At 43.7% G+C, this 26,422-nt stretch carries 30 protein-coding genes; 20 read left to right on the top strand and 10 right to left on the bottom strand.

Annotated elements, in window-relative coordinates; all coding sequences use genetic code 11:
• Positions 1-229 precede the first annotated feature (229 nt).
• The 4 genes from EHO59_RS09140 to EHO59_RS09125 all read left to right on the top strand — a co-directional run bounded on the left by EHO59_RS09140 (position 230) and on the right by EHO59_RS09125 (position 3,222).
• Entirely contained in the window at positions 230-673 is a 444-nt protein-coding gene (locus tag EHO59_RS09140; protein WP_135587131.1) for an acyl-CoA thioesterase, read from the top strand.
• Positions 670-1,548, top strand: coding sequence for a four helix bundle protein (locus EHO59_RS09135; protein ID WP_135587129.1), 879 nt, complete (start codon positions 670-672; stop codon positions 1,546-1,548). The genes EHO59_RS09140 and EHO59_RS09135 overlap by 4 nt, the downstream gene beginning before the upstream one ends.
• Positions 1,545-2,306: a glucose 1-dehydrogenase gene (locus EHO59_RS09130; RefSeq protein ID WP_135587127.1), complete on the top strand. Its 762-nt coding sequence runs from the start codon at positions 1,545-1,547 to the stop codon at positions 2,304-2,306. The genes EHO59_RS09135 and EHO59_RS09130 overlap by 4 nt, the downstream gene beginning before the upstream one ends.
• A 151-nt stretch (positions 2,307-2,457) precedes the next feature.
• Positions 2,458-3,222 (top strand): PP2C family protein-serine/threonine phosphatase, encoded by a 765-nt coding sequence (locus EHO59_RS09125; protein WP_135587125.1) that lies wholly within the window; start codon positions 2,458-2,460, stop codon positions 3,220-3,222.
• A gap of 20 nt (positions 3,223-3,242) precedes the next feature.
• Here the strand turns inward: EHO59_RS09125 and EHO59_RS09120 are convergent, their stop codons facing one another.
• Positions 3,243-3,770 carry a SiaB family protein kinase gene (locus EHO59_RS09120; RefSeq protein ID WP_135587123.1) on the bottom strand — a complete coding sequence of 176 codons (528 nt, stop codon included), beginning with the start codon at positions 3,768-3,770 and terminating at the stop codon, positions 3,243-3,245.
• 8 nt (positions 3,771-3,778) lie between these two features.
• Entirely contained in the window at positions 3,779-5,065 is a 1,287-nt protein-coding gene (locus EHO59_RS09115) for a beta-ketoacyl-[acyl-carrier-protein] synthase family protein (RefSeq protein WP_135587121.1), read from the bottom strand.
• Positions 5,066-5,270: 205 nt separating this feature from the next.
• On the opposite strand from EHO59_RS09115, the gene EHO59_RS09110 reads away from it, so the two are divergent.
• Positions 5,271-5,693, top strand: a complete 423-nt coding sequence (locus EHO59_RS09110; RefSeq protein WP_135587119.1) for an LA_2478/LA_2722/LA_4182 family protein — start codon at positions 5,271-5,273, stop codon at positions 5,691-5,693.
• Positions 5,694-5,860: 167 nt separating this feature from the next.
• On the opposite strand, the gene EHO59_RS09105 is transcribed toward EHO59_RS09110, so the two are convergent.
• From EHO59_RS09105 to EHO59_RS09085, 5 genes are read right to left on the bottom strand one after another with little or no spacing between them, the layout of a single operon-like run.
• Positions 5,861-6,820 (bottom strand): lysylphosphatidylglycerol synthase transmembrane domain-containing protein, encoded by a 960-nt coding sequence (locus EHO59_RS09105; protein ID WP_135587117.1) that lies wholly within the window; start codon positions 6,818-6,820, stop codon positions 5,861-5,863.
• Positions 6,821-6,838: 18 nt separating this feature from the next.
• A complete protein-coding gene (locus EHO59_RS09100) occupies positions 6,839-7,189 on the bottom strand; it encodes a histidine triad nucleotide-binding protein (protein WP_135587116.1) in 351 nt (116 codons plus the stop codon).
• Entirely contained in the window at positions 7,186-8,091 is a 906-nt protein-coding gene (locus tag EHO59_RS09095; RefSeq protein WP_135587114.1) for an ROK family protein, read from the bottom strand. The genes EHO59_RS09100 and EHO59_RS09095 overlap by 4 nt, the downstream gene beginning before the upstream one ends.
• The gene (locus tag EHO59_RS09090) at positions 8,088-8,753 is read right to left on the bottom strand and encodes an ABC transporter ATP-binding protein (RefSeq protein WP_135587112.1); all 666 of its coding nucleotides are present in this window, start codon (positions 8,751-8,753) and stop codon (positions 8,088-8,090) included. Before EHO59_RS09090 ends, EHO59_RS09095 begins: the two co-directional genes overlap by 4 nt.
• On the bottom strand, positions 8,750-9,274 hold the full coding sequence (locus EHO59_RS09085) for an FtsX-like permease family protein (protein ID WP_135587110.1): 525 nt from the start codon (positions 9,272-9,274) through the stop codon (positions 8,750-8,752). The genes EHO59_RS09090 and EHO59_RS09085 overlap by 4 nt, the downstream gene beginning before the upstream one ends.
• Before the next feature lie 70 nt (positions 9,275-9,344).
• Here EHO59_RS09085 and EHO59_RS09080 point away from each other — a divergent pair, with 70 nt between their 5' ends.
• The 9 genes from EHO59_RS09080 to pssA all read left to right on the top strand — a co-directional run bounded on the left by EHO59_RS09080 (position 9,345) and on the right by pssA (position 18,436).
• Positions 9,345-10,907, top strand: coding sequence for a tetratricopeptide repeat protein (locus tag EHO59_RS09080; protein ID WP_135587108.1), 1,563 nt, complete (start codon positions 9,345-9,347; stop codon positions 10,905-10,907).
• 160 nt (positions 10,908-11,067) lie between these two features.
• A complete protein-coding gene (locus EHO59_RS09075; protein WP_246052794.1) occupies positions 11,068-11,529 on the top strand; it encodes a hypothetical protein in 462 nt (153 codons plus the stop codon).
• Between the two features lie 80 nt (positions 11,530-11,609).
• Positions 11,610-13,088 (top strand): TolC family protein, encoded by a 1,479-nt coding sequence (locus EHO59_RS09070; protein WP_135587107.1) that lies wholly within the window; start codon positions 11,610-11,612, stop codon positions 13,086-13,088.
• On the top strand, positions 13,085-14,266 hold the full coding sequence (locus EHO59_RS09065; RefSeq protein ID WP_135587105.1) for an efflux RND transporter periplasmic adaptor subunit: 1,182 nt from the start codon (positions 13,085-13,087) through the stop codon (positions 14,264-14,266). The genes EHO59_RS09070 and EHO59_RS09065 overlap by 4 nt, the downstream gene beginning before the upstream one ends.
• 59 nt (positions 14,267-14,325) lie before the next feature.
• A complete protein-coding gene (gene lexA, locus EHO59_RS09060; RefSeq protein WP_135587103.1) occupies positions 14,326-14,934 on the top strand; it encodes a transcriptional repressor LexA in 609 nt (202 codons plus the stop codon).
• Between the two features lie 57 nt (positions 14,935-14,991).
• Positions 14,992-15,288, top strand: coding sequence for an LA_1448 family UV-C exposure upregulated protein (locus EHO59_RS09055; RefSeq protein ID WP_135587101.1), 297 nt, complete (start codon positions 14,992-14,994; stop codon positions 15,286-15,288).
• On the top strand, positions 15,285-16,658 hold the full coding sequence (locus EHO59_RS18275) for a S41 family peptidase (RefSeq protein WP_246052778.1): 1,374 nt from the start codon (positions 15,285-15,287) through the stop codon (positions 16,656-16,658). Before EHO59_RS09055 ends, EHO59_RS18275 begins: the two co-directional genes overlap by 4 nt.
• Before the next feature lie 9 nt (positions 16,659-16,667).
• Positions 16,668-17,684, top strand: a complete 1,017-nt coding sequence (tsaD, locus tag EHO59_RS18270) for a tRNA (adenosine(37)-N6)-threonylcarbamoyltransferase complex transferase subunit TsaD (RefSeq protein ID WP_246052776.1) — start codon at positions 16,668-16,670, stop codon at positions 17,682-17,684.
• Complete coding sequence (gene pssA / locus EHO59_RS09045) at positions 17,681-18,436, top strand: CDP-diacylglycerol--serine O-phosphatidyltransferase (RefSeq protein ID WP_135587099.1); 756 nt, start codon at positions 17,681-17,683, stop codon at positions 18,434-18,436. The genes tsaD and pssA overlap by 4 nt, the downstream gene beginning before the upstream one ends.
• A 2-nt stretch (positions 18,437-18,438) precedes the next feature.
• Here the strand turns inward: pssA and EHO59_RS09040 are convergent, their stop codons facing one another.
• Together EHO59_RS09040 and EHO59_RS09035 are read right to left on the bottom strand one after the other, a co-directional pair.
• Entirely contained in the window at positions 18,439-19,737 is a 1,299-nt protein-coding gene (locus EHO59_RS09040; protein ID WP_135587097.1) for a hypothetical protein, read from the bottom strand.
• Positions 19,734-20,642: a hypothetical protein gene (locus tag EHO59_RS09035; protein WP_135587095.1), complete on the bottom strand. Its 909-nt coding sequence runs from the start codon at positions 20,640-20,642 to the stop codon at positions 19,734-19,736. Before EHO59_RS09035 ends, EHO59_RS09040 begins: the two co-directional genes overlap by 4 nt.
• A 286-nt stretch (positions 20,643-20,928) precedes the next feature.
• Between EHO59_RS09035 and EHO59_RS09030 the strand changes: the two genes are divergently transcribed.
• From EHO59_RS09030 to EHO59_RS09010, 5 genes are read left to right on the top strand one after another with little or no spacing between them, the layout of a single operon-like run.
• The gene (locus EHO59_RS09030) at positions 20,929-21,153 is read left to right on the top strand and encodes an LIC12298 family protein (protein WP_135587093.1); all 225 of its coding nucleotides are present in this window, start codon (positions 20,929-20,931) and stop codon (positions 21,151-21,153) included.
• A gap of 9 nt (positions 21,154-21,162) precedes the next feature.
• On the top strand, positions 21,163-21,828 hold the full coding sequence (locus tag EHO59_RS09025; RefSeq protein WP_135587322.1) for a JAB domain-containing protein: 666 nt from the start codon (positions 21,163-21,165) through the stop codon (positions 21,826-21,828).
• 44 nt (positions 21,829-21,872) lie between these two features.
• The gene (locus tag EHO59_RS09020; protein WP_135587091.1) at positions 21,873-22,643 is read left to right on the top strand and encodes an ABC transporter permease; all 771 of its coding nucleotides are present in this window, start codon (positions 21,873-21,875) and stop codon (positions 22,641-22,643) included.
• Positions 22,640-23,842, top strand: coding sequence for an ABC transporter ATP-binding protein (locus EHO59_RS09015; RefSeq protein ID WP_135587089.1), 1,203 nt, complete (start codon positions 22,640-22,642; stop codon positions 23,840-23,842). The genes EHO59_RS09020 and EHO59_RS09015 overlap by 4 nt, the downstream gene beginning before the upstream one ends.
• A gap of 42 nt (positions 23,843-23,884) precedes the next feature.
• Positions 23,885-25,195 (top strand): UDP-glucose dehydrogenase family protein, encoded by a 1,311-nt coding sequence (locus EHO59_RS09010; RefSeq protein WP_135587087.1) that lies wholly within the window; start codon positions 23,885-23,887, stop codon positions 25,193-25,195.
• Here the strand turns inward: EHO59_RS09010 and EHO59_RS09005 are convergent, their stop codons facing one another.
• Positions 25,196-26,023, bottom strand: coding sequence for a thioredoxin family protein (locus tag EHO59_RS09005; RefSeq protein ID WP_135587085.1), 828 nt, complete (start codon positions 26,021-26,023; stop codon positions 25,196-25,198).
• A 115-nt stretch (positions 26,024-26,138) separates the two neighbouring features.
• Here EHO59_RS09005 and hisE point away from each other — a divergent pair, with 115 nt between their 5' ends.
• Positions 26,139-26,417, top strand: coding sequence for a phosphoribosyl-ATP diphosphatase (gene hisE, locus EHO59_RS09000; protein ID WP_135587320.1), 279 nt, complete (start codon positions 26,139-26,141; stop codon positions 26,415-26,417).
• The last annotated feature ends 5 nt before the right edge of the window (positions 26,418-26,422 follow it).

Raw genomic sequence — 26,422 nt, 5'->3', positions numbered from 1 at the left:
AAATCCATGCGAATCGTCAATTACCCAAAGAAACTAACATCGTTTAAAGTAAGACTTTCGAATTACCCGCCCGAATATATTGCAGTATTCTTTATGGACTCAAGTATAAAAAATATTTCCAAGGTTTAAAATTTTGGAAAGTATAGGGGCTTCTCTTCTCTCGAGTCCTTTAAGATCGGATTTCCTGGTTCCGATATTAAGAGTATCTCTCCCTAAAAGAAGGAATGTAATGTCCCAGGTCCCCGAAAGCCAGTCCTTCTCCTTCCGGACAGACATAGTCGTTCGCGGATCTGATACTCGTAGCGCGACCGTAGTAGGGGGATTATTCGTTTCTCATGTTACGTATGAGACAATTATTCCCCTTGTGAATGAGGCCTTTGACGCATTCTTGGAATCCAATTCCTGGTCCAAGGCAGATATTGCGGGAGCGAATATTATTATTCCTAAAATGGAAGCGGAATATAAGTCAGAGGCAAAGGCCGGAGACATTTTGGAATTCGCAGTCGGGGTTGCTAATCTTGGAAAGAAATCCTGCGAACTCTTAGTAAAAGCATCCAATAAAAAGAGCGGAGAAGAGGTTGCATTCGTAAAGATCACTCTTGTCTTCTTCGATTATATCTCGAAGAAGACTTTGGAAATCCCGGAAAATTTCAGGACAAAATTTAGCGCATGAATTCCAAACCCCAGATCGAAAACACCGACTCGGAGTTTCCTTCTCGGTATTATTTTTCTACGGAGATCCCGATCCGTAAGATAGATCTGAGCCTGGACATACATGTGTCCTTTGCCAGTATTCTGGATCTTGTGATGGAAGCTCATTTGCAATTCTTCCAATACCTTGGATACTCTGTAACCGATATTCATGGGAACAGTATCATTTTTGCGAATGCTTTCATTCAATACCAAGGCGAACTATTATATAAAGATAAAGTAATCATCGATGTCTCTTTGGATAATATGGGAGAAAAGTCCTTCGATCTTTATTTCAGACTTTCTAAGAAGAATAGATCGGAGAAGGTCTCAGTCGTTAAGATAAGGGTCTTGTTCTTCGATTATTCTCAGAGAAAGGTCGTTCCAATTCCGGATGCATTCAGAAAGAAATTTGAAGGTGGAAAGATCATTTCCCAAGCAAGCCCGGAGATCGGCGCAGGTTCTTCCGGGACTCTGGGTCCGGACGGATTCGTATCAGGTTTTCGTAAACTAGAAGTTTGGAAACTCGCTCACGTATTTCTTCTACACTTGTACGAGCTTTGCGATACTTGGAAGGAGAAGGTGGAGCCGAACCTGATCGATCATATCAAATCGGTCTCTTCTCTCTTGCCTGTTAGAATTGCAGGTGCCTGGGGAACCAGGATCCGCTCCGAGAAGATCAAGAACATACTCAAGGCAAAAGTCCATCTGGAAGAATTGCGTTATCTTCTTATTTTGGTAGCGGACTTAGGCGTCGTGGATCCTTCTCAAGAGTTGGATGATTTAGAGATCATCAATTCGCATTTAAAGAAATACTTAAATAGAGTACGAACCGGAGAGGCGAGAAAGATCCGATGAAAAACAAGGTCGCTTTAGTCACCGGAGGGAACGCGGGCATCGGCAAATCCATTGTTCTCGAATTCGCATCCAGAGGAGCCAAGGTTCTTTTTTGCGGACGAAGAGAAGAAGAAGGAAAAAAAGTCGAAGAGGAAGTCGCAAAATCCGGAGGAATAGCGAAATTCTTTCCTTGCGATGTGTCTAACGATTCGCAGGTAAAAGATTTTGTCCTGAAGGCAGAGTCCGAATTCGGTGGATTGGACTACGCAGTAAACAATGCCGCAGTAGGCGGTTTGTCTACTGATCTGCATCTTTATCCTGAAAAAGTTTGGGATAAGGTCCTCGCAGTGGATTTGAAAGGTACATGGCTTTGCATGAAATACGAGATAGAGCTATTGCTAAAGAGGGGAGCAGGTTCCATAGTGAATATTTCCTCCATAGCTGGTCTTGTCGGAGCCGATTGGAAAGTTGCTCCTTATACAGCCGCCAAACACGGAGTAGTAGGATTAACCAAATCAGCAGCCTTAGAATACGCGGAGAAGAGGATAAGAGTGAACGCGGTTTGTCCCGGATTCATTCGCACAGAAATGTTAGAAGGTCTGTTTCATTCTTCTCCCGATCCGAAAGACGCGGAAAAAAAGATCACTCGTTTGCATCCTGTAAATCGTCTCTCAGAACCGGAAGAAGTGGCCAAGGCAGCAGTTTGGTTATGTTCCGACGAGGCTTCTTTCGTGACTGGAGTGGCGCTTCCCGTAGACGGCGGATATACTGCAAAGTAAAATCCGGATCTCACGCATTGATTCTTTATCAAAATTCTGTTATCTTCTTTCAGACCCGATCTATTCTTTTTTCTTGTAGGAATGTTCCGATGGGTCATTCTTACGTTATTTCGTTTCGAAACCGTGGACGCGGTTTGTCCGGCAAGAAAATATGAAACTCCGGTATTACGCAATTACGGATAAGGGAAACTTTCGATCCCACAATGAAGACTCTCTTCTCGCGATAGAGACGATCATTTGTAGTCAAACTCATGGAGAATTGGATTCCGTTCAGACATTAGATACGGATTCTGTTGCCGGTCTATTTGCTCTTGCGGATGGCTTAGGTGGACATGAGGCAGGAGAGGTTGCAAGTAGAGTGGCCTTGGAAAAACTTTCTTGGATGGAAAGGGCAATTCGTCCTATCGAAGAACTTCCTCCTACCGGATGGAAGAATCTACTCCGCAAGATCAATAATGAAGTCAACTCTTACGGTGAATCCATTCATAAGCCAAAGATGGGAACGACTCTGGTGGGTTGTTTACTCGGCAAGAGAAAGTCTTGGATCTTTAATGTAGGCGATAGCCGACTCTATCATCTAGACAAAGACGGTTTAAGAAAAGTCACTGTAGATCATAATATCAGTGAGGAATTGGGCCTGAGTCACGGAAGGCATCTTCTCACGAGTTGTATCGGTGGTGGAAGCAAGAGTATGGAAGCCGATATCTTCGATTACTCCGGAAAATTATCGAAAGGTGATTTTTTATTACTCTGCACCGACGGTCTTACAGAAGTTTTGAATATAGATCAGATGGAAAAAATACTGAGAGAAAGTCACGATCTCAGAGAAACTTGTAGAATCCTTTCAGAAGAAGCGAATATACATTTGACCAGAGACAATCATACCGTGCTTATTATACAGGTAGAATCGGTTTAAATTTTTATAATATTATAAGACTATTCTCCTTCCTCCAAAAGGAATCTTGCGGTTAGTCTAAAGAAAATTCCTCCTTCTTCGCCTTCTTCGAATTGGCTGACCAAAGGAAGGTCCGATTTACGGGTAATCTCGTAGAATCCTAATCCGGCACCTTTGCTTTTTTCAGGTCGGTCCGAACGGATCTGTTCGTTATATTTTTGTTTTAATTCTTCTTCTGAAAGACTTTTGATCTCTTCTATCTTCTTCTTTAAGAATTCGCCTTGAGAAGAGTCGATCGCATTCCCGCAATTCAATTCCCAGTTATGAGCTTTCTTGCGAAGTGCCAAGATGCCTATTCCGCTTTTCTCATCTCTTTCTACAGAGTAATGGGCCACATTCTGTGCCATTTCAACGAATACAGTGAGTATGCGATTCTTCTTCTTTTCTCCTTCGAGTTTCTCTTTCAATAGTTCGTTTAAAGCGGATATCGTAGTCTCGGAAAAGGGACCCTTGTAGAGCAGGGCAACTCCCGTTCTCTTTAGAATATTATACTGTTTTGATAGTTGCATTCTAATCCTCAGAACTCCGGTGCAGCCATGCTAACAAAAGAAGATTGGCTTCCGATCGCAAATGCCATAGAGATTGCGTGTCGGACTTTTGCTTTGCGTTGGCCTTCCGCAATATGATCATGATCGCATTCAGGATCGGGAGTTTCCAAATTAATGGTAGGACAAAGGATTTGATTCTTTAGCATAAGAGAGGTCGCTGCTACATTGATGATCCCCGCGGCTCCGAAGGTATGACCGAAAATCGGTTTTATCGAGCCAACAGGCCCCCAATGGAATTTAGGACGTCCTTCATAGAGAAGAGAGATAGCTCTACTTTCCGCTAAATCGTTATTGTGGGTTGCGGTTCCATGTCCGCAAAAATAGTCAATATCTCCCAGTCTAAGGTTACTGATCTTCATCAAATGTTTTAAACCGTTTGCGGCCTTCTTGCCTGTGAGGTCCATTCTCATGGCGTGATCCGCTTCATTATAGCTGTAGGTTCCTAAAATCTCGGAGTAGATCCTTGCTCCTCTTTGCAAGGCTCGGTCCAATCTTTCTAAAACGAGGACCACTGCTCCTTCTCCCAATAGGAATCCATCTCTAGTCTTATCGTAGGGACGAATTCCTCGCTTAGGATTATCTTTTTCTAAGGACATAACCCTGCTTAACGGATCGGAATACATCAGCATTAAAGGTTGTAAGAGGGGAAACTCATGACCACCCGCATACATGACTTCGGCTCTTCCTTTTCGGATAGCTTGGTAGCAAAGACTGATTGCATGATGGCCGCCTACGCAGGCAGCGGAAACAGTAGTCACGAATCCTTGGATATTCGCGTTAATCGCCGTTAGATTAGTTGGATTGGAGGCCATAGATGTAAGGACCGAATAACGGTCGAACACGTTATGATCCTTTTCCTCCAGATACTTTCTCCAGGCAAAATCCCACCAAGAAAGAGATGCTCTGGAAGAAGAATCTATGAATCCGACTCTGCTTGGCTCCAGATCGCCTCTCTTGATACCCGCATCCTTATTGGCTTCTTCCATCGCGGACATAAGCGCGAGAGTTTCCGTATTATAATTCTTAGCGTATTTGTCACTTAGATCGGGAAGATGCTTTCTCCAATCAAAGGTATTCATTTCGCCCGCAACTTTGATCGGAAAATTGTCTGTGGGAAAGCGAGTAATGAAATCTAATTGGGATTTGCCTTCCGAAATATTCGTCCAGAAATCCCCTGTGCTGAAAGTATTGGGGAGTATGACTCCTATTCCGGTTACTACTACTCTTGAATTCTTGCCATTCTTTGTTTTTTCCATAGGACCAGAGGGATCAGAAGCTACCTTTCCTTGTCAAATTTGGAAATAAAAAAATCATTTCGAAACGTTTCAGACGCAAAAAAGAAGATAAATCCTCCATTAAAACGGAGAAAACTAGTTTAATTTGAGTAAGGCTATGAAAAAGGATTTTCGTTGGAGCTCCCACAAATTAGCCTTGTTCAAAAAATTATTTATGGAGTTTTCAATGAAATATACAAAAATTCTAATGTTCCTTCTCGCAGGACTTTTGTTTGCTTATTGCTCTTCTAAGTCTCCTGAAGAAAAGCTCGCGGAGTTAGTTCCCCGTTTTCAAAAAGCAATTTGTTCTAAAACGATCGAATGCACAAAGGATGAGTTGGAAAAGATCCCTGCTCAGTATCGGAATATGATTCCTCCATTCATGCAATCGGAAGAGAATTGCGTGAGTCATTTCCAAGAGGAATTTGAAAAGTCCAAGAAGCGGAGATTAGAGAAGAAGGAGCAAGTGACTCCTGAAATGGTTTCCACATTCGAAGCTTGTATTTCAGGATTGGAATCTTCAACCTGTGAACCTTTCAAAAATTCGAGAGGCAAAAAGTTGAATATTCCAGGCTGTGAAGATCTGGATAAACTGACCAAACCAGAGTAATCTCCAATTAAGCCGGAACGGAACTTCCGTTCCGGCGCTTGTGCGCGGCCCCCACCCGAATTGGGTGGCGGAGGCGGGCTAGTGGGAGAAGCCTATTTCCCTATATCAGAAAAGCCTTATGTTCGCAAGCGGGAATTTTTAGTTCCCACAATAACCCTCAACAGTTCCTACATTCTTGGAGCTATCTTCTTCTCTTGTCCGGAAAAGGACCAATACACATACAAGATCGCGGTTAGGATCCCGAGTGAGATCATCTGGCCTAAGTGCACTGTGGTCGCATACACCAATCCTTCGGAGCTATCTCTTCCGAGTAGAACGAAGCCGGAGGTAATGGACGCATGATAGACCCCGGCTCCGGAAGGAGCAGAAGGCACCATGACTCCTACCGCTCCGCAAAACATGATGAAGATCGTCTCTAATGGACTCAAGTGGATCCCGACCAAATATTGAAGCAATGTATAATGGATTGCATAACCGAATAGCCAGGTCGCTCCGGTCAAAAATCCGTAGGTGCTTATATTACGAAATGTTAAAAAACTTCCGAGTTCGGTAACCTGGGCAGCCAGTTTGTCCCGAAAGAATTCCCGTTTTCCTATTTTAGAAAATAAGAATTCACCGAGTAGGACCAATTTCGGATGAAAGAATCTTACGATTGCAAGGGCGGAAAATATCCCGATGATCCCGAGCAAAGGAAAAAGGATTTTCGTATCCGTTTGGTTGACGCCTAATACGGATAATGCACCTAAGCCTGCGCAGAATATAAAAGAAAAATCTAATACTTTTTCTAAAAAGATCCCGCTTACTAAACTTCCGTAGCCTATATCCGTTCCTTGCCGGCATAGATATAATCTAAAAAGATCTCCCCCTCTTGCGGGAAGGAATTGGTTTGCTCCCACTCCTATATACGCGGAGAGAAGAGAGATCTTGAAGGATACCTTCTTATGTAATAATAGATACCATCTCCAGGAAAAGAGCAAGAGTCCCCAGATGATCGCGATAAAGAAAGGAAGAAGATAGATCGGTTGCCATCTATCTAATATGGTCTGAAAGCCGGAAAGATCCAGATTCCAGAATAAGAATCCTAAGGAAAGCGCGCTGATTGCGAAGCCTAAAATCAGTTTTTTCAAAACAATTCTCCGTAAAGATCAACCAGGAGGCCATTTCATTTGTCTTCCGCCCAAGAGATGGAAATGCAAATGAAATACAGTTTGTCCTCCCAAGGCTCCCGCGTTATTCACTACTCTAAATCCTTCCTTGTCTAAGCCTAAAGACTTTGCTATCTCGGAGACTCTTAATAGGAGCTCGCCGATAAGAGCCTTATCTGAAGATTCTGCCTTGTCTAAGGATGCGATATGCTTTTTGGGAATGACGAGTAGGTGAGTGGGGGCCTGAGGAGTTATATCATAAAAAGCTAATAGATTCTCGTCTTCGAATTCTATTTTGGCTGGGATCTCTTTTTTGATGATTTTACAAAATAAACAGTTCGGATCGCTCATAATTTATTGTCCAAGCAGAGACTCGCTGCTCCCAATGCTCCCGTAACGGAACCGCCCGGCAGGATTCTTGTATAGTCTTTGAATATTGGAAAGATGATTTCTCCGACTCGATTTTCAAGCCGTTTTCCGAACTTGGAATAAGACTTGGCAATCCCTCCGGAAAGCACGATACATTCCGGATTGAATAGGTGAATTAGATTTCGGATCGTTTCGGCGAGTGCCTCGATTCCTTCCTCCAGGATTTGTTTTGAGGAAGGATCTCCTTTTTCTTCTTCTTCGAAGAGGCTTTCCACACTGGATAAGATCTTGCCGGTTTTTTCTTGGTATCTAGAAGAAAATCCGGATGCACTAAAATATGCTTCTATACATCCTCTTTGTCCGCAACCGCAGAGCGCGCCTCCGGGGCGGATGGTGGTATGTCCTACTTCCAAAGAATTTCCTTTATAACCGTCGAATAGTTTCCCTTCTAAGATCCAGCCACCACCGAGTCCGGTTCCTAAAGTAAGAACGATCAAGTTTGGGGAATTCTTTCCGGAACCGAACCAGTATTCTCCCAAGGCCGCGCAGTTTGCGTCGTTATCATAATATACTGGAATACGAAACGTATTCTTTAGGTGAGAAACAAGAGGAACATTCTTCAATTTAGGAAGATTGGCAGAAGAAACCAAGATCCCGTTTTCCTTATCGATAGGGCCAGGGCTTCCGATTCCGATAGATGCAATTGGTTCTTTCGAAAAACGTAATATTTCAGAAACTGAATCTTCCAACAGAGAAAGAAACTCTTTGTTGTCTGTCTCCGGACCGGTCTTTCGATCGCATTGGTATAAGAGAGAACCTTCTTGATTGGTGAGACAAGCCTTTACGCTTTGAGCACCTATATCCATGCCTAGAACAAGGCTCATTTAACGACTCTGGTAAAACTTCCTTCTCTCATTTCGTAGATTGTCTTTGCGTCGAAGGCAAGATTCATATCGTGGGTTACGAGAAGAATGGTGAGTCCTCTCGAGTTGAAATCTGAAAGAAGTTTACGTACTAGTTCACTATTCTCCGGATCCAAATCTCCGGAAGGTTCATCTGCTAAAAGAATCTCAGGTTCATTGATCAATGCTCTTGCGATCGCAGTCATCTGGATCTGCCCGCCTGAAAGTCGAGTAGGCAATTGATCTCGGATCGCCTGCAAATGCAAACTGGAGATCAAGTATTCGCATTTTTCCTTATATTCCTGTTCTGGAAACTTCCCCACTAAAAGCGCAGGAAGAAGAATATTCTCTTCGACAGTTAGGTGAGAAACTAACTCGGAGAACTGAAAGATCAATCCTATGCTTTTGGCCCGGAATTTAGCTAACTCCGATTTGCTCATGGAGGAAAGTCTTAATGTATCGAAATAGATCTCACCGGAAGTGCTGGATAACATTCCAGTAATCATAGAGAGTAGGGTGGTTTTGCCGGAACCGGAAGGCCCTACAATCGCGACATAGTCTGATTGATTGATATCGAAAGAAACTCCGTTCACAGCCTTAGTGGAGCCGTAGAATCGGGAGAGATTATTAATCCGAAGGATCATTTTCCCCTCCGGATCGATTTGTATGGGTCGATTAAGGTATAGAGGAAGGCGCAGAAACCGGCGATTCCTCCTACAAGTAGGATCTCGAGAGCTAAGGATCCCAAATAGTCTAAGAAAGAAACCAATTCAGGGTTCCCAAATGGAAGGATACCACTGATAATTATGCTACCCAGGAAGCCGATCCCATGAATGAGCCAGACTTCGGTGATTTGTAGGAAGACCACACCATTCCGATTTCCGCCTACCGCCATCATGATCCCGTTGTCACCGGATCGACTCATGATCCGAACTATGGTCATAAAAATGAATGCGAGCCCAGAAAGAGATAAAACCAGGTACGGAGATTTCAAGAACAGCTCGATACTAGAAAGGTCGGCAGAGATTTTTTCGGTGCGTGCTGCAAAGAATCCGAATACGAGTCCGTATCCGAAGAACGCGGAGAAGACGACATGCAGAACGCTAGTGATCCAATCCCGACTAAAAAGGGAAAATGCAAACCTTAGGTAAGTGATCCTTCCCATCGAAGGCAGAATATTGAAAACGTTTGATTTTATCCAACATTAATTTAGTTAATAGCAGAAATTCCGAAAAATGATCTTTGTAATTCTAGTAGCAGCCGGAATCATTCTGATCGTCGCGGCGGGTTCCTTTCTCATTCAGTCCAAAAAGGACTCTTTCGAAAAAGCTCTCGCACTCGCGGCCATGGGTAACTACGTCGACTCCAGGACATTGATCCGAGACGTACTAGATGCAAACCCTTCTAATGTAAAAGCCAACTTCATCATGGCAAAGATCTATGCGATGGAAGGTGATCATATCAATGAAGCTCGCCATTTAGAGAAGATCAAAAAAATAGGAAGCTACGATAAGGAAATTTCGGAAGTAGCAGTCTCCAATCGGATCGCGGATATCTTCTATCAACAAGACTTATTCGAAGAGGCTGTATTCCATTATTCAGATACTCTATTAGTTGATCCTGATAATCTTGAGGCGAATATCAGGATCGGTTTCATGGCGATCGGCCAGAAAGAATTCGGGATCGCTGATAAATTCCTTTCTAGGATCCCGGATGAGAAGATCAAAATGCCTGCTCTTCTTATCGGTAAAGGAGTAGTGGCCGCTATTCTTCGTAAGGGAGATCCAAAGCCTTATTTTCAAAAAGCATTCGAAGAAGATCCGACTTCTTCCGTTGCTGGATTCTTGTACTCCATTGCTCTCTCTCGTATTGGACAGCATGATGAAGCGATCCGAGTAGCGAACTCCATCGTAGATGTCATCTCAGACGAATACGTAAGATACACTTTGTTTCAATTCATCATGCTCGAACATATTCAGAAGGCAAATTGGAACGAAGCATTAAAACATGCCCGCCTCTGTATGGAGACTGCCCGCAATAATGGATGGAAACAGGAACTGATCGATTCCGATTTTCATTTTGCTCTCTTAGCGGTTAGCATGGGAAGATTGGAAGACGCAAGTGAGTTTCTGATCGAAGCTGAATCCGAAAGAGTGGATGATGATCGAATTATAGAACTCGCAAATTACAAGTACCAAGTAGAGACAAAGAGATTGGAGTTGGGCAAGGTTGCTAAAAGCGGATTCACTCCTGAACAAGAGATCAGCAAATTATTCAACGAGCTCTTTCCTGTAGAAAGATACTATGAGATTTCGGGATTAAAGTCCTCCAAGTCCTTTCATATCAAAGGGATCCTGGACGACGAAGGAAACAAAACGATCATAGATGTAGGAAAGATTGGGATCAGCGCCTTGGATCATTTCAGGACCATCAAGGGAGTCGATTTCAAGAATCTTTGCGTGAAAGTGGTCATGGCCTTGAATTACACAGTGAGCCGAGAGATCCCGAACAAGGAAGGGGATGGTCTGAACTTCCAGGGATTGAATAAGACGGATAAGGAAACCCGCGCACTTTTCAAATTTAGAAAATGGAAGGATGCTAAGATCTCAGACATCTTCCTTAGGGACACGATCAGCCAGGTCAAGGATCTCGGATTGGACAAGGCATTCATCATCGGAGACGCTGATTTCACAGAAGGAGCCCGCAGATTCCTCGCGGATAATCCTTCCAGACTTTCTATTCTTTACGGAAAGGATCTGGATGAGCTGCTGAAAAAGGCCTTGAGGACCCAGGGCTAAATTGGAACTTCTCCCGCTAATTTCGGGTCTTATTCGCGGATTGCATTCTTGTAGACGCATTATTATATTATTATTTTGTTTTCTTCCGGCTTTCTATGCCTGCTCTTCTTTAGGAGAGTCTCCTCTTTCTTCCAAACGAAATTCAGAACTCGCTCCTAAGTTGGAGAAGGGAAAAGTTTTTCTGGCAGGACATTCCGCGGAGCATTCCAAAGACACAGAAGAGATCTTAGCATTACTTAGGAGATTGGTAGAAGGTACAGTGCAAAAGGATCTTAACTTTCTTCCTCAGGTTATCTCAGAGAAGGAAGGGATCTTTCTAGATCTGAAAGGCAACTGGACTAAGGAAAAACTGATCGCTGAACTTGCAACGAAAGACAATTACTTTCGTATTTATTTCTTCGAACGAGATCTACTTTCTAAGCAAAAGAATTCGGAGGATGTGAAGACCGTACGGGATCTTCTTCTTTCTTCTGGAGGAATGGAAGCGGATTTATATTACGAAAGCAAGACGACCTGCGAGGTGAAGATTCGCTTTAAAGAAAACGTAAAGTTGGAAAAGGAACTCATCAATCCTTACTTCATAAAATCGGAAGGGAAATGGTATTTGCTCAGGCTCTTCTAGACCGTATATTAGGATCTTAAAAAAGGCAAACGGACTTGCGGTACCAGGGCTTGATATTGAAATAGTCATAAGGAAATAGGATGCGGGGATTTTCATTGTTAACCGAACAGAATCGTCTCGAACAGGATCCGAGTACGAAAGAAATCCCTTGGATCCTTCTTCTTTTGTTCGCGACTTCTTCCTTTCTGTTTCCGTTCGGCACAGTGGTTTCGGAAACCATTCCATTCGAAACATATACCGAAGAAAAAAAAGGGAACCCTCCTGCTCCTTCTTCCACCACCAATACGAGCCAAGGCAATGTTCCTACGAGTTCGAATTCTGCAGGCATTATTCCTTCTGGAAAGATAATCGACTGGGACATAGACAGACTCACTGAATACGCGATCTCGAATAATCCTCTCTATCTTTCCGAAAAACAAAACATGGGGATCGAAAGAGGGCGAGTGATCACCGCCTCTCTCTATAGAAACCCGATCGTTCAGTTCCAACAACAATTCATTGGAGGAACTCCTAATTCCCAAGGGGGAAGCCCGGAGACTGCTCCCGGTTTATTTCAAGATTTGGATGTGTATGGAGTCGTTCCTTTAAGAACCAGGGTCGCTAAGAAATCGTTCGAGGCATCCATACAAGACTTCCGAAATTTTGATCGTATCTTTAGAATGAGACTCAGACAGAATTACTGGGCATTCGTATTCCTTACCCTTCTTGTAGATACAAACAAAGAATTCTACGAGAACTATAGCGATCTTTTGGAGCTCACCAAGTTCAGAGTGCAGAAGGGAGATATCTCTCCTCTTGAATTCGAGAGACTCGAGTTGGAAAGGATCCAGGTAGAAAAGTATTATAGGGACGCAATCGTTCGCAGACAGGCGATCGAAAAAGATCTTCATATCCTCACAGGACTTTCCGAATCGGAAGGGATATTTGCATTTAAAGTCGAATCCATGAGATTCAGATCCTTGGAAGATCTTGGTCTTCACTTAAAGGAGGAATTTCCTTCTATAGAAAGACCGGATGTGATCGCTTTGGAGCAAAGACTCCAAGAAAAGAAGATGAATATCGAGCTTCAAAGAAAGGAAGCTCTCGGCTGGCTACAGTTAGGCGGTGAGTGGAGGATCAAAGGTGGAGAAAACTACGGAGGAGTATTCGCGACTCTTCCGATTCCTTTGAACGATAGAGGCCAAGGAAAAGTCCTTTCTGCTAAGGAAGAATATCGTAAATTCGAGCTGGCATTAGATGCCAAGAAGAGAGAAGTAGTGGCCGAGATTGAGGCTGCTAAAAAAGAACTACTCGCTCGAGAAGAACTACTCACTAAATACGAAAGAATTAATCTATTACAAAAAAATAAACAGCTCGAAGAGAAGTCTAGGATCGCCTATGTTAGGGGCGCCTCCGACCAAGTTACCTTCCTCCAAGCTGAAAAGAACTACCTCACAATCCTTCGCGAATACTACGATCTCTTATTCCTATACTTCAACGCTGTAGAAGCCTATAAGGCTGCGACCGGAAAAATTGCGGAAATGTCTTCCAGTGATCCGGCAAAAGGAGAAAGGCAATGATCTCTATATTCCAAAAAAATAAAATTCTAATCGTTGCGGCCTTGTTGATCGCTAGCGGCATATACGGATACAAATACTTCTCCAAGAAGAAACCCGAAAAGAAAGCTGTCGAAGAATCTAAAAACGTTTTCTCAGTCCCAGAAGACGTATTGAAGAGACATCCGTTGACCTACGTGGCTTTAAAGGAAGTATCTCAGTTCGAAGAGTTAGCTCTTCCCGGCAGGATCACTTATGATCCGGAAAGCATGGCCAAAGTAGGTTCTCAGGTAGAGGCTCGGATCAAAAAAGTCTTAGTGAAGGAAGGGGATAGGGTCAGCCAAGGTTCTCCTCTAGCGATCCTTTCTTCCATACAGTTGGGGGAAGTAGAAGCTTCGTATGTGAAAGCGAGAGCCTCTTTGGATGCGTTGAAACTGCAGGCGGACCGTGCGAAAGAACTATTCGAGATGAAGGTGACTTCTGCGAAAGAATATGAGCTCGCTACCATGCAGTATAAGACCGCCAAAACGGAAGCGGAAACCACTAGGATCAAACTGGACAATTACGGCCTTACTCCTTCCGAGATCGAAGGGATTGAAAGAGGTATCTATGTTTCTTCCAACCTGATTTTAAGAAGTCCGATCAACGGTGAGGTCACCGAGAGAAGGGCGATTCTTGGTCAACAAGTCACTCGCAACGAAGAATTATTTACCATTGCGAATTTGACCCATCTTTGGGTGCTCTTAGATGTATACGAAAAAGATCTGGGAGGAGTGAGAGAAGGCGCTCAGGCAACCATCTTTCCTCTGGGAGATGAGCAGAGCACTGTTCAGATTTCCGGCAAGGTCGGATATGTAGGAACAGTTTTAGATAACGTAAAACGTACTGCGAAACTCAGGATCATGGTCTCGAATAAGGGCGGCAAGCTAAAGCCAGGCCAAACAGTCACAGCGAAAGTAGCAGGGTTAGTGGTTAGCACTGGAGAAGGAAAACGCAAAATGGTTCCTCTCGAAGCGGTACACGAGATTGAAGGAAAGTCCTTCGTGTTCGTTCCTCTTGGAGAAGATACATTCGAAGCGGTGAATGTGATCGTAGGCGATACCATCGAGGATGACGTCGTGATCTTAGGCGGTTTGCCAGAAGGAGCCAAGGTGGTCTCTAAGGGTTCTTTCGTTTTGAAAAGTGAGTTCTTGAAGTATTAAGTTTTCCCTTCCCCAAAAAAGTACTTGCAAAACATCTATTCACTAATAACTTGTTAAGCATGAAAGACCTCACCGAAAAGCAGCTCGCAGTTCTCCATTTTATTACTAATGTGATCAAGGAGCGGGGCTTTCCTCCCACAATCAGGGAGATCGGTGATGAGTTTGGGATTACCGCCAAGGGAGCGTATGATCACCTCAAGGCGATTGAAAAAAAGGGCTATCTCAAGACTTCTAAAAACCAGTCTCGAGCCATTGAATTAACCCGCCAGAGTCCTTTCGAAACTCTACCGGTTCCTACACCTAGCATTCCCCTCTTAGGTAGGGTTGCAGCCGGACTTCCTATCCTTGCAGAAGAGAATATTGAATCTTATATCCCTGTTCCGGAAGAAATGGCGTCCAAGGGAATTACCTTTGCCCTCAAAGTGCAAGGGGATTCCATGATAGAAGCTGGGATCAATGACGGAGACGTTGCGATTATTCAGAAAAAAGACATCGCTCGTAACGGAGAGATCGTAGTCGCTTTGATCGAAGACGAGGCCACTCTAAAAGTCTATTATAAGGAAACGGATCATATTCGTTTGGAAGCCAGAAATCCGAAATACAAACCAATTCGTAGCAAGAAGGTAACCATTCTCGGAAAGCTGATCGGACTCTATCGATCCTATTGATGTCAGGCCAGAATTCCTGGTTGACACTTGCTTCCTTTAAGGAAAGATTCTGAAAGAGTGATTTTTCTTTCCTTATTCCGCAAACTCGCGGTACTTTTTTTTCTTATACTCCTATCCAACTGCGCTTCTCCCAAAAAACAGATCGGAGAACCGGAACTAAAGCTAGTCTTAGAATATCTAACAGAGGCTCGCTTAGCCGGAAGATTGAATTACGCCGCGGAACAAACGATCCGAAGCGATATGGAAATTGTTACGGCAGCTTGCGAAAGATACCAACTAGATCAAGATTCCGTAATGGAACAGATCAAAATTAGACATCCCGAAATTTACTCCGCTTTGGTCGGTCAAAAATGAAACATAAAGAAAGGTTTGCCTGGGCTTCCCTAGTCTTCGTTCTTTTTACGGCTCTTGTATTTCAGCCTCTGAAAGCAAAGGCACTCTCCGAAGTTTCGGAGAAATACCTGCAATTATTCCATGAAGTCTTCGGGCTCATGCAAAACGGTTATGTAGAAACCGTCGACGAGGAGAAGGCTTTTCTCGGAGCAATCAAAGGATTGCTCGCTTCCTTAGGAGATCCTCACTCCACTTTCTTGGAAGAAGAAGAATATAGGCAAATGAGAGAGGAGACCCGCGGAAGTTTCGGCGGTGTCGGGATGGAAGTTGCCTATACGGACGGGGCGATCGTGGTCGTTTCTCCTATCGAAGATACTCCGGCTATGAAGGCAGGAATTCTTCCCCAAGATAGGATTGTAGAGATAGACGGCAAGAATACTGCAAATCTAGGATATACCGAAGGCATCAAGCTCATGAGAGGAAAGCCTGGGACATCCGTTACTATCAAAGTAGAAAGAAAGAACGTGAAGGAAGCACTTCAGTTCACTTTGGTTCGTGAAAATATAAAGATCCGTTATGTTCGATCTACTTTCTTTGATAAGGAGAAGGTGGGTTATGTGCGCTTGAACCAGTTCATGGGAGAGAACACATACGAAGAATTTAAAAAGCATGTGAAGTCTCTCGTAGATAAGAAGGCAGAAGGGCTAATCATTGATCTAAGAATGAATCCGGGAGGTCTATTGCCTCTTGCGGTTGCTCTTTCCGATTTGTTTTTGCCAGAGGGATTGGATATTGTTTCTGTAAGAGGAAGAGGCGGGGAACTCGCCGACGTTTCCAAATCCAGTGGCAGAACGGATAAGTTCACTAGCATTCCTCTTGTAGTATTGATCAATGAAGGTTCGGCTTCTGCTTCCGAGATCTTTGCGGGAGCCATGCAGGACCACTCCAGAGGAAAGATTGTAGGAACTACTTCTTTCGGAAAAGGCTCCGTTCAAATTGTATATCCTCTTTCTTATGGAATGGCAGTGAAACTCACTGTGCAAAAATACTATACTCCTTCCGGAAAGTCTCTGCACGGGAAGGGGATCCAGCCTGATGTAGTTGTGAAAGGAATAGAGCCGAACGAAGACGATCGATTCTATCTGCGCAAGATGGGCGAGAAGAAATTATTAGATCAACTTACTGCTAAGTATCCTGAGTATTCGGAGCAGAATTTCGTTCTATTCGAAAAAGCTTTGAAGGACCAGGGGATCAAACTGACCACTGAAGTTGCAAGAGCAGTATATAAGAATAAGACACAGCCTGAAAAAGACAGAGGGACCACCGATATGGAACTGGATCCTCAGTTAAAAAAGGCGGTAGATTTGCTTTCTCCTTCGGTAAAATCGTAAGATCATATCATGATCGGTCTTGGGATAGAGACAAGCTGCGATGAAACAAGTTTAGCGATCGTAAGGGACGGGAAGGAATTACTTTCTCTAAAAATTTATAGCCAAATCGATTTGCATAAACCATTTCGCGGGATCGTTCCTGAGATTGCTTCCCGTGCACATTTAGAAAAGATCAATCCTCTCTTGGCAGAAGTCTTAGAGGAATCTAAAGTCTCTCTCTCCGATCTGGATTACGTAGCAGTCACTCGATCTCCCGGGCTGACTGGATCCCTTATGGTAGGCGCTCAACTTGCACGTTGTATTCACGCAGTGCATGGAACTCCGATCGTTCCTCTCTGTCATTTGCAGGCTCATTTTGCAGTATTACAATTAGAAGGCGTAGAGCCGGTATTTCCTGTTCTCGGATTACTTTTGTCCGGTGGGAACTCTGCCATTTACAAGATTCCTCATTTTGGAAAAATGGAAACGATTGGCGATACTATGGACGATGCCTTAGGAGAAGCCTTCGATAAGGTAGCCGGGCTTCTTTCCTTGCCTTATCCAGGAGGACCTCCTATCGAGGCCCAGGCATCTCAATATGTTCCTGAACCGAATGAGAAGGATCTCTTGCCTCCTATGCTGAGGAATCTGGAGCAGGATAGAGTGGCATTTTCGTTTTCGGGTTTAAAAACGGCAGTTTCTCATTTGCTCGCTAAACAACCGGATTTACCAGTTCCCAGAGTATGCTATCATTTTCAGAACACGGCCTTTGAGCTTGTGGAAAGGAATTTGAAACGAGCAGTGTCGATTACGGGAATACGCAGGATCCTTGCAGCGGGAGGAGTGATGGCGAACACCACTCTTCGTAACAGATTGTCCGCGTTCGCGAAAAAAAATTCCCTGGAATTTTTTTCTCCCCAAAAAAAAATCTACTGCACGGATAACGGAGCAATGGTGGCCGCTCTGGGTTATTATCTGATACGACAAGGCTATTCTAAGAGTTTGGACTTTACAGTAAGTCCGGTAAGGCAGGAGACCTATATATGAATCGCAAGCTAAATTGGATCCCTAATATGATCACGCTCGGAAACCTAAGTATGGGTTTCGTGTCTATCTTGATCGCCTCGGAAGCGGTGGGGAATGGACCTCAGTCCTTCGTTCTCGCTGGATTCTTCATTTTACTCGCAGCGATCTGCGACGGTTTGGATGGAATGGTCGCAAGAGCTCTAGATGCAACGAGTGAGCTGGGCGCCGACTTGGATAGCTTGGCGGATCTCACTGCATTCGGTATCGCTCCAGGATATCTCTTTTATACGATGATCTTAGAAGAATACAAGATAGACGTGTTCGGAAAAGACGATCTATTTCCTATAGGGATGCTAATCGCAGCCATCTTTCCGATTTGTGCCGCCTACCGATTGGCTCGATTCAATGTAGCTCACGATCCTTCTTCTTTTACAGGTCTACCTTCTCCTGTGGCAGGGGTTACTATCGGCTTCTTACCAATTTTCTTAGGAAAGGATAATATGCCTCATTGGATCACAATCCCTCTCTTCGTGGTCATAGCAATATTAATGGTTTCTAATGTTCGATACGGCAAGCCTCAGGTGGCGATCCGCTCTAAACTAACTCCTGGAAGAGGAGCTCTCATGCTTGCCGCAGCTTTGGTTCTCTTATTCTTTATAGGCTTTGAGCGTTGGCCTTGGCTGGTTTACGGATTGATCTGTCTGTATATCTTCTCCGGTTTGATCACATTCCTGATCCATATTCTTCAAGACCTCAGAGTCAAATTGGATTAATCTTATTCCCAGATAGGCAAAAATACTTGGAAGCGGAGACTGAGATTATCTCCGCTCGAAGACTTTCCCCTTGTATGGCGCAAGTGAATTGCAAAGTAGGGATGAAAGATCCGCAAGAAAGAATAAAAGGCCTTATCCGTTACTACTAATCCTGTTTCTTCCGGAGTGATCGATTCTTCCGCGAAGGCAGGAGCTAAATTCTTTTCTTCTGCATAGATAAGACTGGAGTAGATCTTCCATTCCTTGCCTAAGGAAATCTGCAAACCTGCCTCAGTCAATCGATCTCCGTTTTCTCTCCACTCTTGCCCGATCTCCCATCTCCAGGCCTTTTTCTGATATGCTAAATAAATTCCTCTTCCTAAGATCCAATCTTGTTTGTCTCCGAATTCATAGGCTCTGATCTGACCGATCAATGCAAAGATTGGCATTTGCAAAAATCCGATTCTGGTCGTGGCGGATCTTGCCATGTAGGTCGATTTCCCTTCTGGTGAGATCCGTTCAAACTGAGCGTATTGCAATCTATGGTATGCTCCCGGTTCCCAAACGAATCTGAATAACTCCGCCTTTTCTTCCGAACCGGCTTTTTCGGAAAGATTGAATAATTGTCCCGCTCTTCCTTTGTATCCGGAGAAGAAGACTCTGCGATCCTTTTCCCAATCTTGCCAGGAAGCGGATGCGATCCCTTGAGGGTTTTCCTTAGTTCCGTAAACTTCCATTCTAAAACTATAATGTTTCTTTTCTTCTTTTCGATCCGAGGAAGAAGGATATTCCATTAGCAAGAAGGCTTCTTTCGTTTCCGGAGAATAGGCGAGTTCGAAATAATTCTTGTATGGCTTGAAGAAGAAGCCCGGACGTTTCTCAGCGGATCCTGATGCATAATAACTCCCGAATAAACTCTCTCCTAACTTAAGACCTAAGAATCCTGTCCTTACTGTGGGTTGTTCTAAAAACCAAAAGGAAGTAAAATCGAATTTCTCTCTTAGAAAGAAGAAATGATTCAAAGGCCTGAATCTGTTTCCGTAAGAAGCATATATCATATTGTTTTCGAATGAGTAGGATCCTAAAATGGTTTCTCCTCTTTTCTCCAAGAAGACTTTTTGTTTGGGGCAATCTTCTTTTGAAAATCCAATCAAATATTCCTTTAAGCAGAATTCTCCTCTGATCCAAAGTGTTTCCTGTCTGTTTTGATAGAATCTGGAATCGAAGCCTGAAAATGAGAATCCAGCGGAGAAGGGGCCGGGTAGGTTTTCTGCATTTAGTATATTAGAAAAAATAAATAGAAGAACTGCGGCCCTTTTCATTTAGAGCCTCTTTTCTTTCGGATCAGAGACTGTATTTTTATTTGTTTTGCTTCGGGAAGAGATCTTAAGAATGCCTCGAATTTAACCGAGGATTGACGGGAATGTCCGGAGATCTCTAAGGACTCTTGGATAGAAAATCCGTATTTTAATAGCTCGTCGGTTTCTAAAGATGGATATGATTTCTCTAATATCTTGTTTGAAGAGTATGACCTCTTTCGTTCTTTCGGGGAGCGTGTTTGCCTTTTTGATTCCGAATCGATCCGGTCGTTTGTTCCATTTTCTGTTCGAAATGGAGAGAAGCCTAGGCTCGCGTATCCGATCGAATGATTATCCTTCTCTTGGAATTGCAGATCTCCCAAGAAGCGATCGATTCCCCAAGTGAATCCGAAGGAGATCTTATCTTCCCAAATGCCTAGGTTTGTTCTTGTTCTTTCATACGATATTCCCAGTCGAAATTCTGAATTCGGATCGGAACGTAGAATTGCTCCGACGGAGGATTCTTCTAAACTTCTTCTATTCAGAAAACTTAAACTAGCATACTTGGTATAGGCTCCTAAACTTCCCAAGAAGAAGCCGTTCTCTCCCGGACTTCCTCCTATCTGGAATTGCAATCCGAAATGAGGAGTTACTTCGAGCTTATGACCTAAACTTAAGATCTGAGAGAACCCGCTTGCTCGATCTCTTCCCACCCAAAGGAACCTAGATTCGCTTGTTTGCTTCTTCCAAAAAGGGATCTGCAGGATCCCTCCGCCTTCTTTGCGATTTCCTGGTTCCGTGATCCCGAAAACGGAAATCTCTCCGTCTTTCCACCAAGGCCGGACCAGGAATTCATTCGGTAGATCGGAACTTCTCCCGAAAACGCCGCTTATCGGTAAGAGAAGAAGTACGATATTTCTCAGCCTCATTTTGAAGGCGGGTGGGAAGTAAGGGAGATTGGGAGAGGATTTTTAAAGGGAACCTGGGTTTTTTTCGGAAATCGGATTCTTCTTTTTAAGATTTGTCCGGGCCTTGCATAGAATGGATTTCAAGCGGGAAGGGCTCTGGAATTGAAAATTCCTGAAATTCCTGCAAAAAACATAGTAAACGCTTGACGGTAACTATAAATTCGTTTAGTATATAAATAACCGTTTAGTAGATTATTAGTGTGCAAAATTCAATTTATGTCGTCTAACTAGGCGAGGGAGAGAAAGTATGATGATTCGATCTCTACAAGATTCTGGGGCTTACGAAAGAAGCCGAAAAGGTTTGGCAGGTGCTGGGTTTGATTGGAGAGAAAAAGTTCGCTCCGTAGATCCGGATACAAAGACCTTTGCGGATTATCTGGAGGAGTCTTTTCAAGGTGATCTAGTCCAAGATGGCAACTGGTTCTCCGAAACCTTATCCGAGCTGAGCAAAAAGAATCTAAGAAAGATTTGAGCCTTGGCTTTGCATTGGGATTTAGGACCTGATCCGAGGACCCGCATTCAGTACGATGCGGAGGGTCTTGAAGATTGGGAGCTAATCGCTGTTCTTTTAGGAAGAGGGAGCCGAGGTCTTTCTATCAAGGACCTGAGCCGAGATATCCTAAGAGCTTCCCAAGGACTTGGAGGACTTCTTTCTTCCGATATTGCTCGTAGTCTTAATATTGTCGGGCTCGGCAAGGCAAAGGTTACCACTCTGCTTGCTGCCTTAGAGCTTTCCAGACGTTTAAAATATAAATCAATCCGAATGACAGGATATAATCCTGTAGATCTCTGCGAATATCTTCGCACATTATTCTCTCCCTTAAAAAGGGAATGCTTCGTGCTCGCTACCATCTCTCCAGCTGGAAATCTCTTAAGAGCAGAGATCGTCTCCAGAGGAAGTTTAGAAGAAGTGGGAGTTCTACCTAGGGACTTGGTCCGAATCATCTTAAATGATGAGGCTACCCAAGCGGTGCTTGCACACAATCATCCAGGTATGCTTTGTTATCCTAGCCAAGAAGACTGGGATGTGTATCTCAGATTAAAGGAGATACTCTCCGATCTGGATGTGGATCTTTTGGACCATTGGATTTTTGGAATTGACGGGATCTTTTCCTGCAAACATTCTACTCGGCTAGATGAGAGCTGACTCGATTTCACTCTCCAACAAGACTTCGAGTCTCGGGTTTCAGGGTGTTTCAGTCCGACTTCTTACGTAAATTTAGAATCCTACTCGTTCTAGTTCGCAGAGACTATGCATTGCAGTATGCCGGATCCGCTCTGGGACTGACATGGATGTTCTTGCAGAATCTAAGCTTGGTTCTGATCTATACGATTGTTTTTTATTTCTTAGGAATACGCACTCAAGGAGAGGACCCTCTCGCTTATTTCGCCTATGTGCTTAGTGGACTGCTGTTTTGGGTGCCATTACAGGAATATCTAATACGTGGCACAGGGATTCTCACCGACAATCGCCAACTCATCAAGCGTTCTCCTTTAGGGCCAGAGATCTTTCTGTGGATCCCATTCATTCAATTTTTATTACATTGGGCGATTACTGCAGTTCCTATTCTCGCATTCTTGCTTTGGGCTGGCAAGCTGGGAGGAATTGGACTTCCGATATCCTTTCTTTGCGTTTTCTGCACCGGACTTTTTGTGGCCTGTCTTCAGAGCTATTTAGCAAGGATCAATATTATCCTAAGAGATATTTCTCCATTAGTCAGATTGATGACACAATTCCTGTTTTGGGGACTCCCGATTCTTTATGAATCTAAAGGAATATTAGGAAAATTGAATTTATTAAATCCTCTTTTCTATCCTTTGGAAACATTCCGATCTTTTTTGCTTTCCGGTTACGAGTCTAAGGCTGCATTTACTGATTTTCTTCCTTTTCTTATCTTATTTTTGGCAATTTTCTTTTTAAGTCGCGCCAGATTAAATCAAATCGTATTGGATCACCTTTGATTAAGATAGAGAATCTTTCCAAGACCTATCAAGGTTACAGTAAGCCTCTCAATCGCCTGATCAGCGCCTTGAGTTTCGGTTACTTCGGGCTGGATGTTAAATATAAGGCTTTAGATGGGATTTCCTTTTCTGCGGAGAAGGGAGAGGTGATCGGCATTATCGGTCGGAATGGTGCTGGCAAGTCCACATTGCTGAAGCTACTCACCGGAGTCTCTAAACCTGATTCTGGCAAATTAGAGAAGAAGGGAACAGTCCGTTCTATTTTGGAGTTAGGAGTAGGATTCAATCCGGAACTCTCCGGCCAAGAAAATCTGTATTATAACGGTCTTGTATGGGGATTGGATCCGGAAGAACTGCTTCAATCCTCGGAAGAGATCTTTAAGTTCTCAGGTCTATCAGAATTTCGTAATGCTCCTCTCAAGAATTATTCCTCAGGAATGACGATGAGGCTCGGATTCGCGTTGGCAACCGCCAAGAGACCGGATATTCTTATAGTAGATGAGGCCTTAGCAGTGGGAGATGCAAGTTTCCAACAGAAAAGCCTGAACAGATTCCGTAAATTCTCTGAAGAAGGTACTTTAACTCTCATCGTGAGTCATGACCTGGAGCTTTTGAAATCGGTCTGTACTCGCCTTATTGTCTTAGAGAAAGGCAAGCTTGTCTTTGATGGAAATCCGATCGACGGTTTTAGGGAATACATGCAGATCATTGCATCTTCTTCTTTAGAAGGAAACACGAAGATTGAAGATAGCAAATCCCTAGTAGAGAATCTGCAAGTAGGGATCCTGCATGCTGGAAAATTGAATCCAGCTATTCTTCCTGTTGGAGCAGAAGTGGAGCTGAATGTGAAAGTGAATTTTCGCAACTCCATTCCTGACCTAACAGTAGGCTTTCATATAGACGATCATAGAGGGATCAGAGTCTTCGGAACAAATACGTATCATATCGGAGGAAGACAGAAGGATATTTCTCCGGGAGAAAATGTCTCCGTGAGTTTTCGTTTTCCTTTGAATCTTTCTCCAGGCAAATATTCTCTTGGGATTGCTCTTCACTCCGGAGAGAGCCACGCAGAAGGTTCCTATCTTTGGAAGGACGGGATCCTTCTATTCGAACTGGAGAGACTGGATCTCCCTAAATTCGAGGGTGCCGCTTGGATCCCGGTCAAAGTGGAGTCGAAAAAAGGCGATTTTCCTCTATAAATTCCTTCCCAGCCTCCTATTTGAAAGGATTCTGGTTTCCGTATGAGAGTTTGTGTAATTGGCAGTGGATACGTGGGTCTTGTGGCTGGAGCTTGCTTCGCCGAATTCGGAAATAACGTAGTCTGCGTAGATAAGGACTCTAAGAAAATTGAGGACCTTAAGAACGGAATCATTCCTATTTATGAACCTGGGCTATCAGAACTGGTTCTGAGTAATCGAAAAGAAAATCGCCTGGAATTTAGCACCGACACTAAAGAAGCGGTCGAGAGTTCCGAAATCATTTTTATCGCTGTAGGAACTCCTACTTCCCACGACGGTTCAGCCGATCTAACGGCAGTCTTTGCAGTCGCAGAAGCGATCGGAAAGTCCATGAACGGTTATAAGGTAATCGTGGACAAATCCACTGTACCTGTAGGGACCGCGGCTAAAGTAAAAGAAATCATTTCTAAGAATACCAAGCACGAATTCGATGTAGTCTCCAATCCGGAGTTCCTGAAAGAAGGTGCTGCAATCGACGATTTCATGAAACCCGAAAGAGTGGTGATCGGTGCGGACAGCGATATGGCCGGAGATCTGGTCGCTCAGTTGTATGCTCCTTTCGTTCTGAACGGAAATCCGATCATCAAGATGGGCACTCTCTCTGCGGAGCTTACTAAATACGCGTGTAACGCATTCCTTGCTACTAAGATCTCTTTTGCAAACGAGATCGCAAATCTCTGCGAAACGGTGGGTGCTGACTACGAGGATGTTCGCAAAGGAATGGGAACCGATTCTAGGATCGGAAGACAATTCCTGTATGCAGGGATTGGTTACGGAGGATCTTGTTTTCCTAAGGATGTGAGAGCATTGATCCGTACTTCCGAGCAATATTCTACTCCGTTACGCATCATACGCGAAGTGGAAACTGTGAACGAGGATCAAAAGGTCCGTCTATTCGATAAGATAGAAAAGTTCTACGGCAAGGGCGGAGTGAAAGGAAAGAAGATCGCTGTTTGGGGACTTGCATTTAAGCCTGGAACGGATGATATGAGAGAGGCTCCCTCCATTCCTTTATTATTAAAATTGCATGAAGAGGGCGCTATCCTTAAGGCTTTTGATCCGGTCGCTAAGGAAACCTCCGAATACTATTTCAAAGGAAAAGTGGAATACGCGAAGGATGCGTATGAAGCTCTTCAAGATGCGGAGGCTCTTCTTCTTCTTACAGAATGGAGAGAGTTCAGAGAACCTGATTTCTCACGCATTAAAAAACTAATGAAGTCTCATGTGATCTTTGACGGAAGAAATCAATATCGTCCGGAGCACATGAAGAAAGAAGGATTTCAATACTTCTCGATCGGTAAACAAGCAGTTTAATCAGATCGATTTCAAAAGGTCTTGGATCTCTTTCTTTTCTTCTGGATTAGAACTGAGTTCCAGGGCCTTCTTCAAATCGGATTCGGCTTCCGATTTTTTCCCCAAGGATTTATAAGCAGCTCCTCTGAAATAGTACGCTGCCTGAGCGGAACCAGTTGGAAACTTATCCAGATACAGAGAGAAAGTCTTTACTGTCTTCTCCCAATTCTTTAGCTCATAGAAACTCACACCTAAATTGAATAATGCTTTATGACGATTTTCTGGTGTTCTAGGATCTTCTGAAGCAAAAGACTTATAGAAATATTCTGCTGCCTTCTGGTATTCTCTCGCTTCGAAATAATATTCTCCTAACTTCAATAGAATAAGATTATTTTCCGGATCCTTAGAAGCTTGAGAAAGTAAAACATTTTCTTGGTCTCGTTTGGAGAAGGCTAACTTCAGAGTTCGAACAACCATCTTTCGGTCCGGCATCCCTGCGATTTTTTCAGTTAGGCTACCGTTTTTATCTAAAAACAAAAGAGTAGGATATCCACTGACCTGGTACTTTTTCTTTAAATTGGGAAAACGATCTCCATCCAAGGAGAGAAGTACGAAATTAGAAAACTCTGCCTGGACTTCTTTCTTGGGATAGATCTCTTTTTTCAAGGTCTTGCAGTAACCGCACCAGTCTGCGTAAACATCGATGAAGATCGGCTTTCCTTCCTTCTTCGCTTTGGTAAAGGCTTCCTCGACGGAGGTTTCCCATTTAACTTCAGAGGCGAGGTTGCTTGCAAAGAATATGGCAGTTAGAAGAAGCAGACTTTTGGAAAATCGGAAGAAAGGAAGCATAGTACTCTCTTCGACCTTTTTTGATCCAGGCTGATCCTAAGGAAACGGGAATTTGAGAATTTTTGTTTACCCGCAGGTAGCTGCCCGAATATTCGAAGTATCTCCGGGGGAAATGATGGAATTCCTACTTCAGTTAGAGCAGATCCTTAAAAAACGCAAAGAGGAACTACCTGAAAAATCATACACCGCTGACCTATTTAGAAGCGGAGTGGACCGCATTCTCAAAAAAGTAGGAGAGGAAGCCGGAGAGGTGATCATCGCGGCCAAAAACGCGGATAAGAAAGAACTCACTCACGAATCTGCGGATCTTCTCTTCCATTTACAAGTTCTTCTGGTAGAGAGAGGATTATCTATGACCGACGTGGTCGAAGAACTTCGCAAAAGACATTCTTAATTTTC

This window comes from Leptospira semungkisensis, from assembly GCF_004770055.1.
In the GTDB taxonomy this organism is placed as follows: Bacteria; Spirochaetota; Leptospiria; order Leptospirales; family Leptospiraceae; genus Leptospira_B; species Leptospira_B semungkisensis.
Note: the sequence above shows the minus strand (reverse complement) of the source record. Positions and strands in the feature narration are given on the sequence as shown.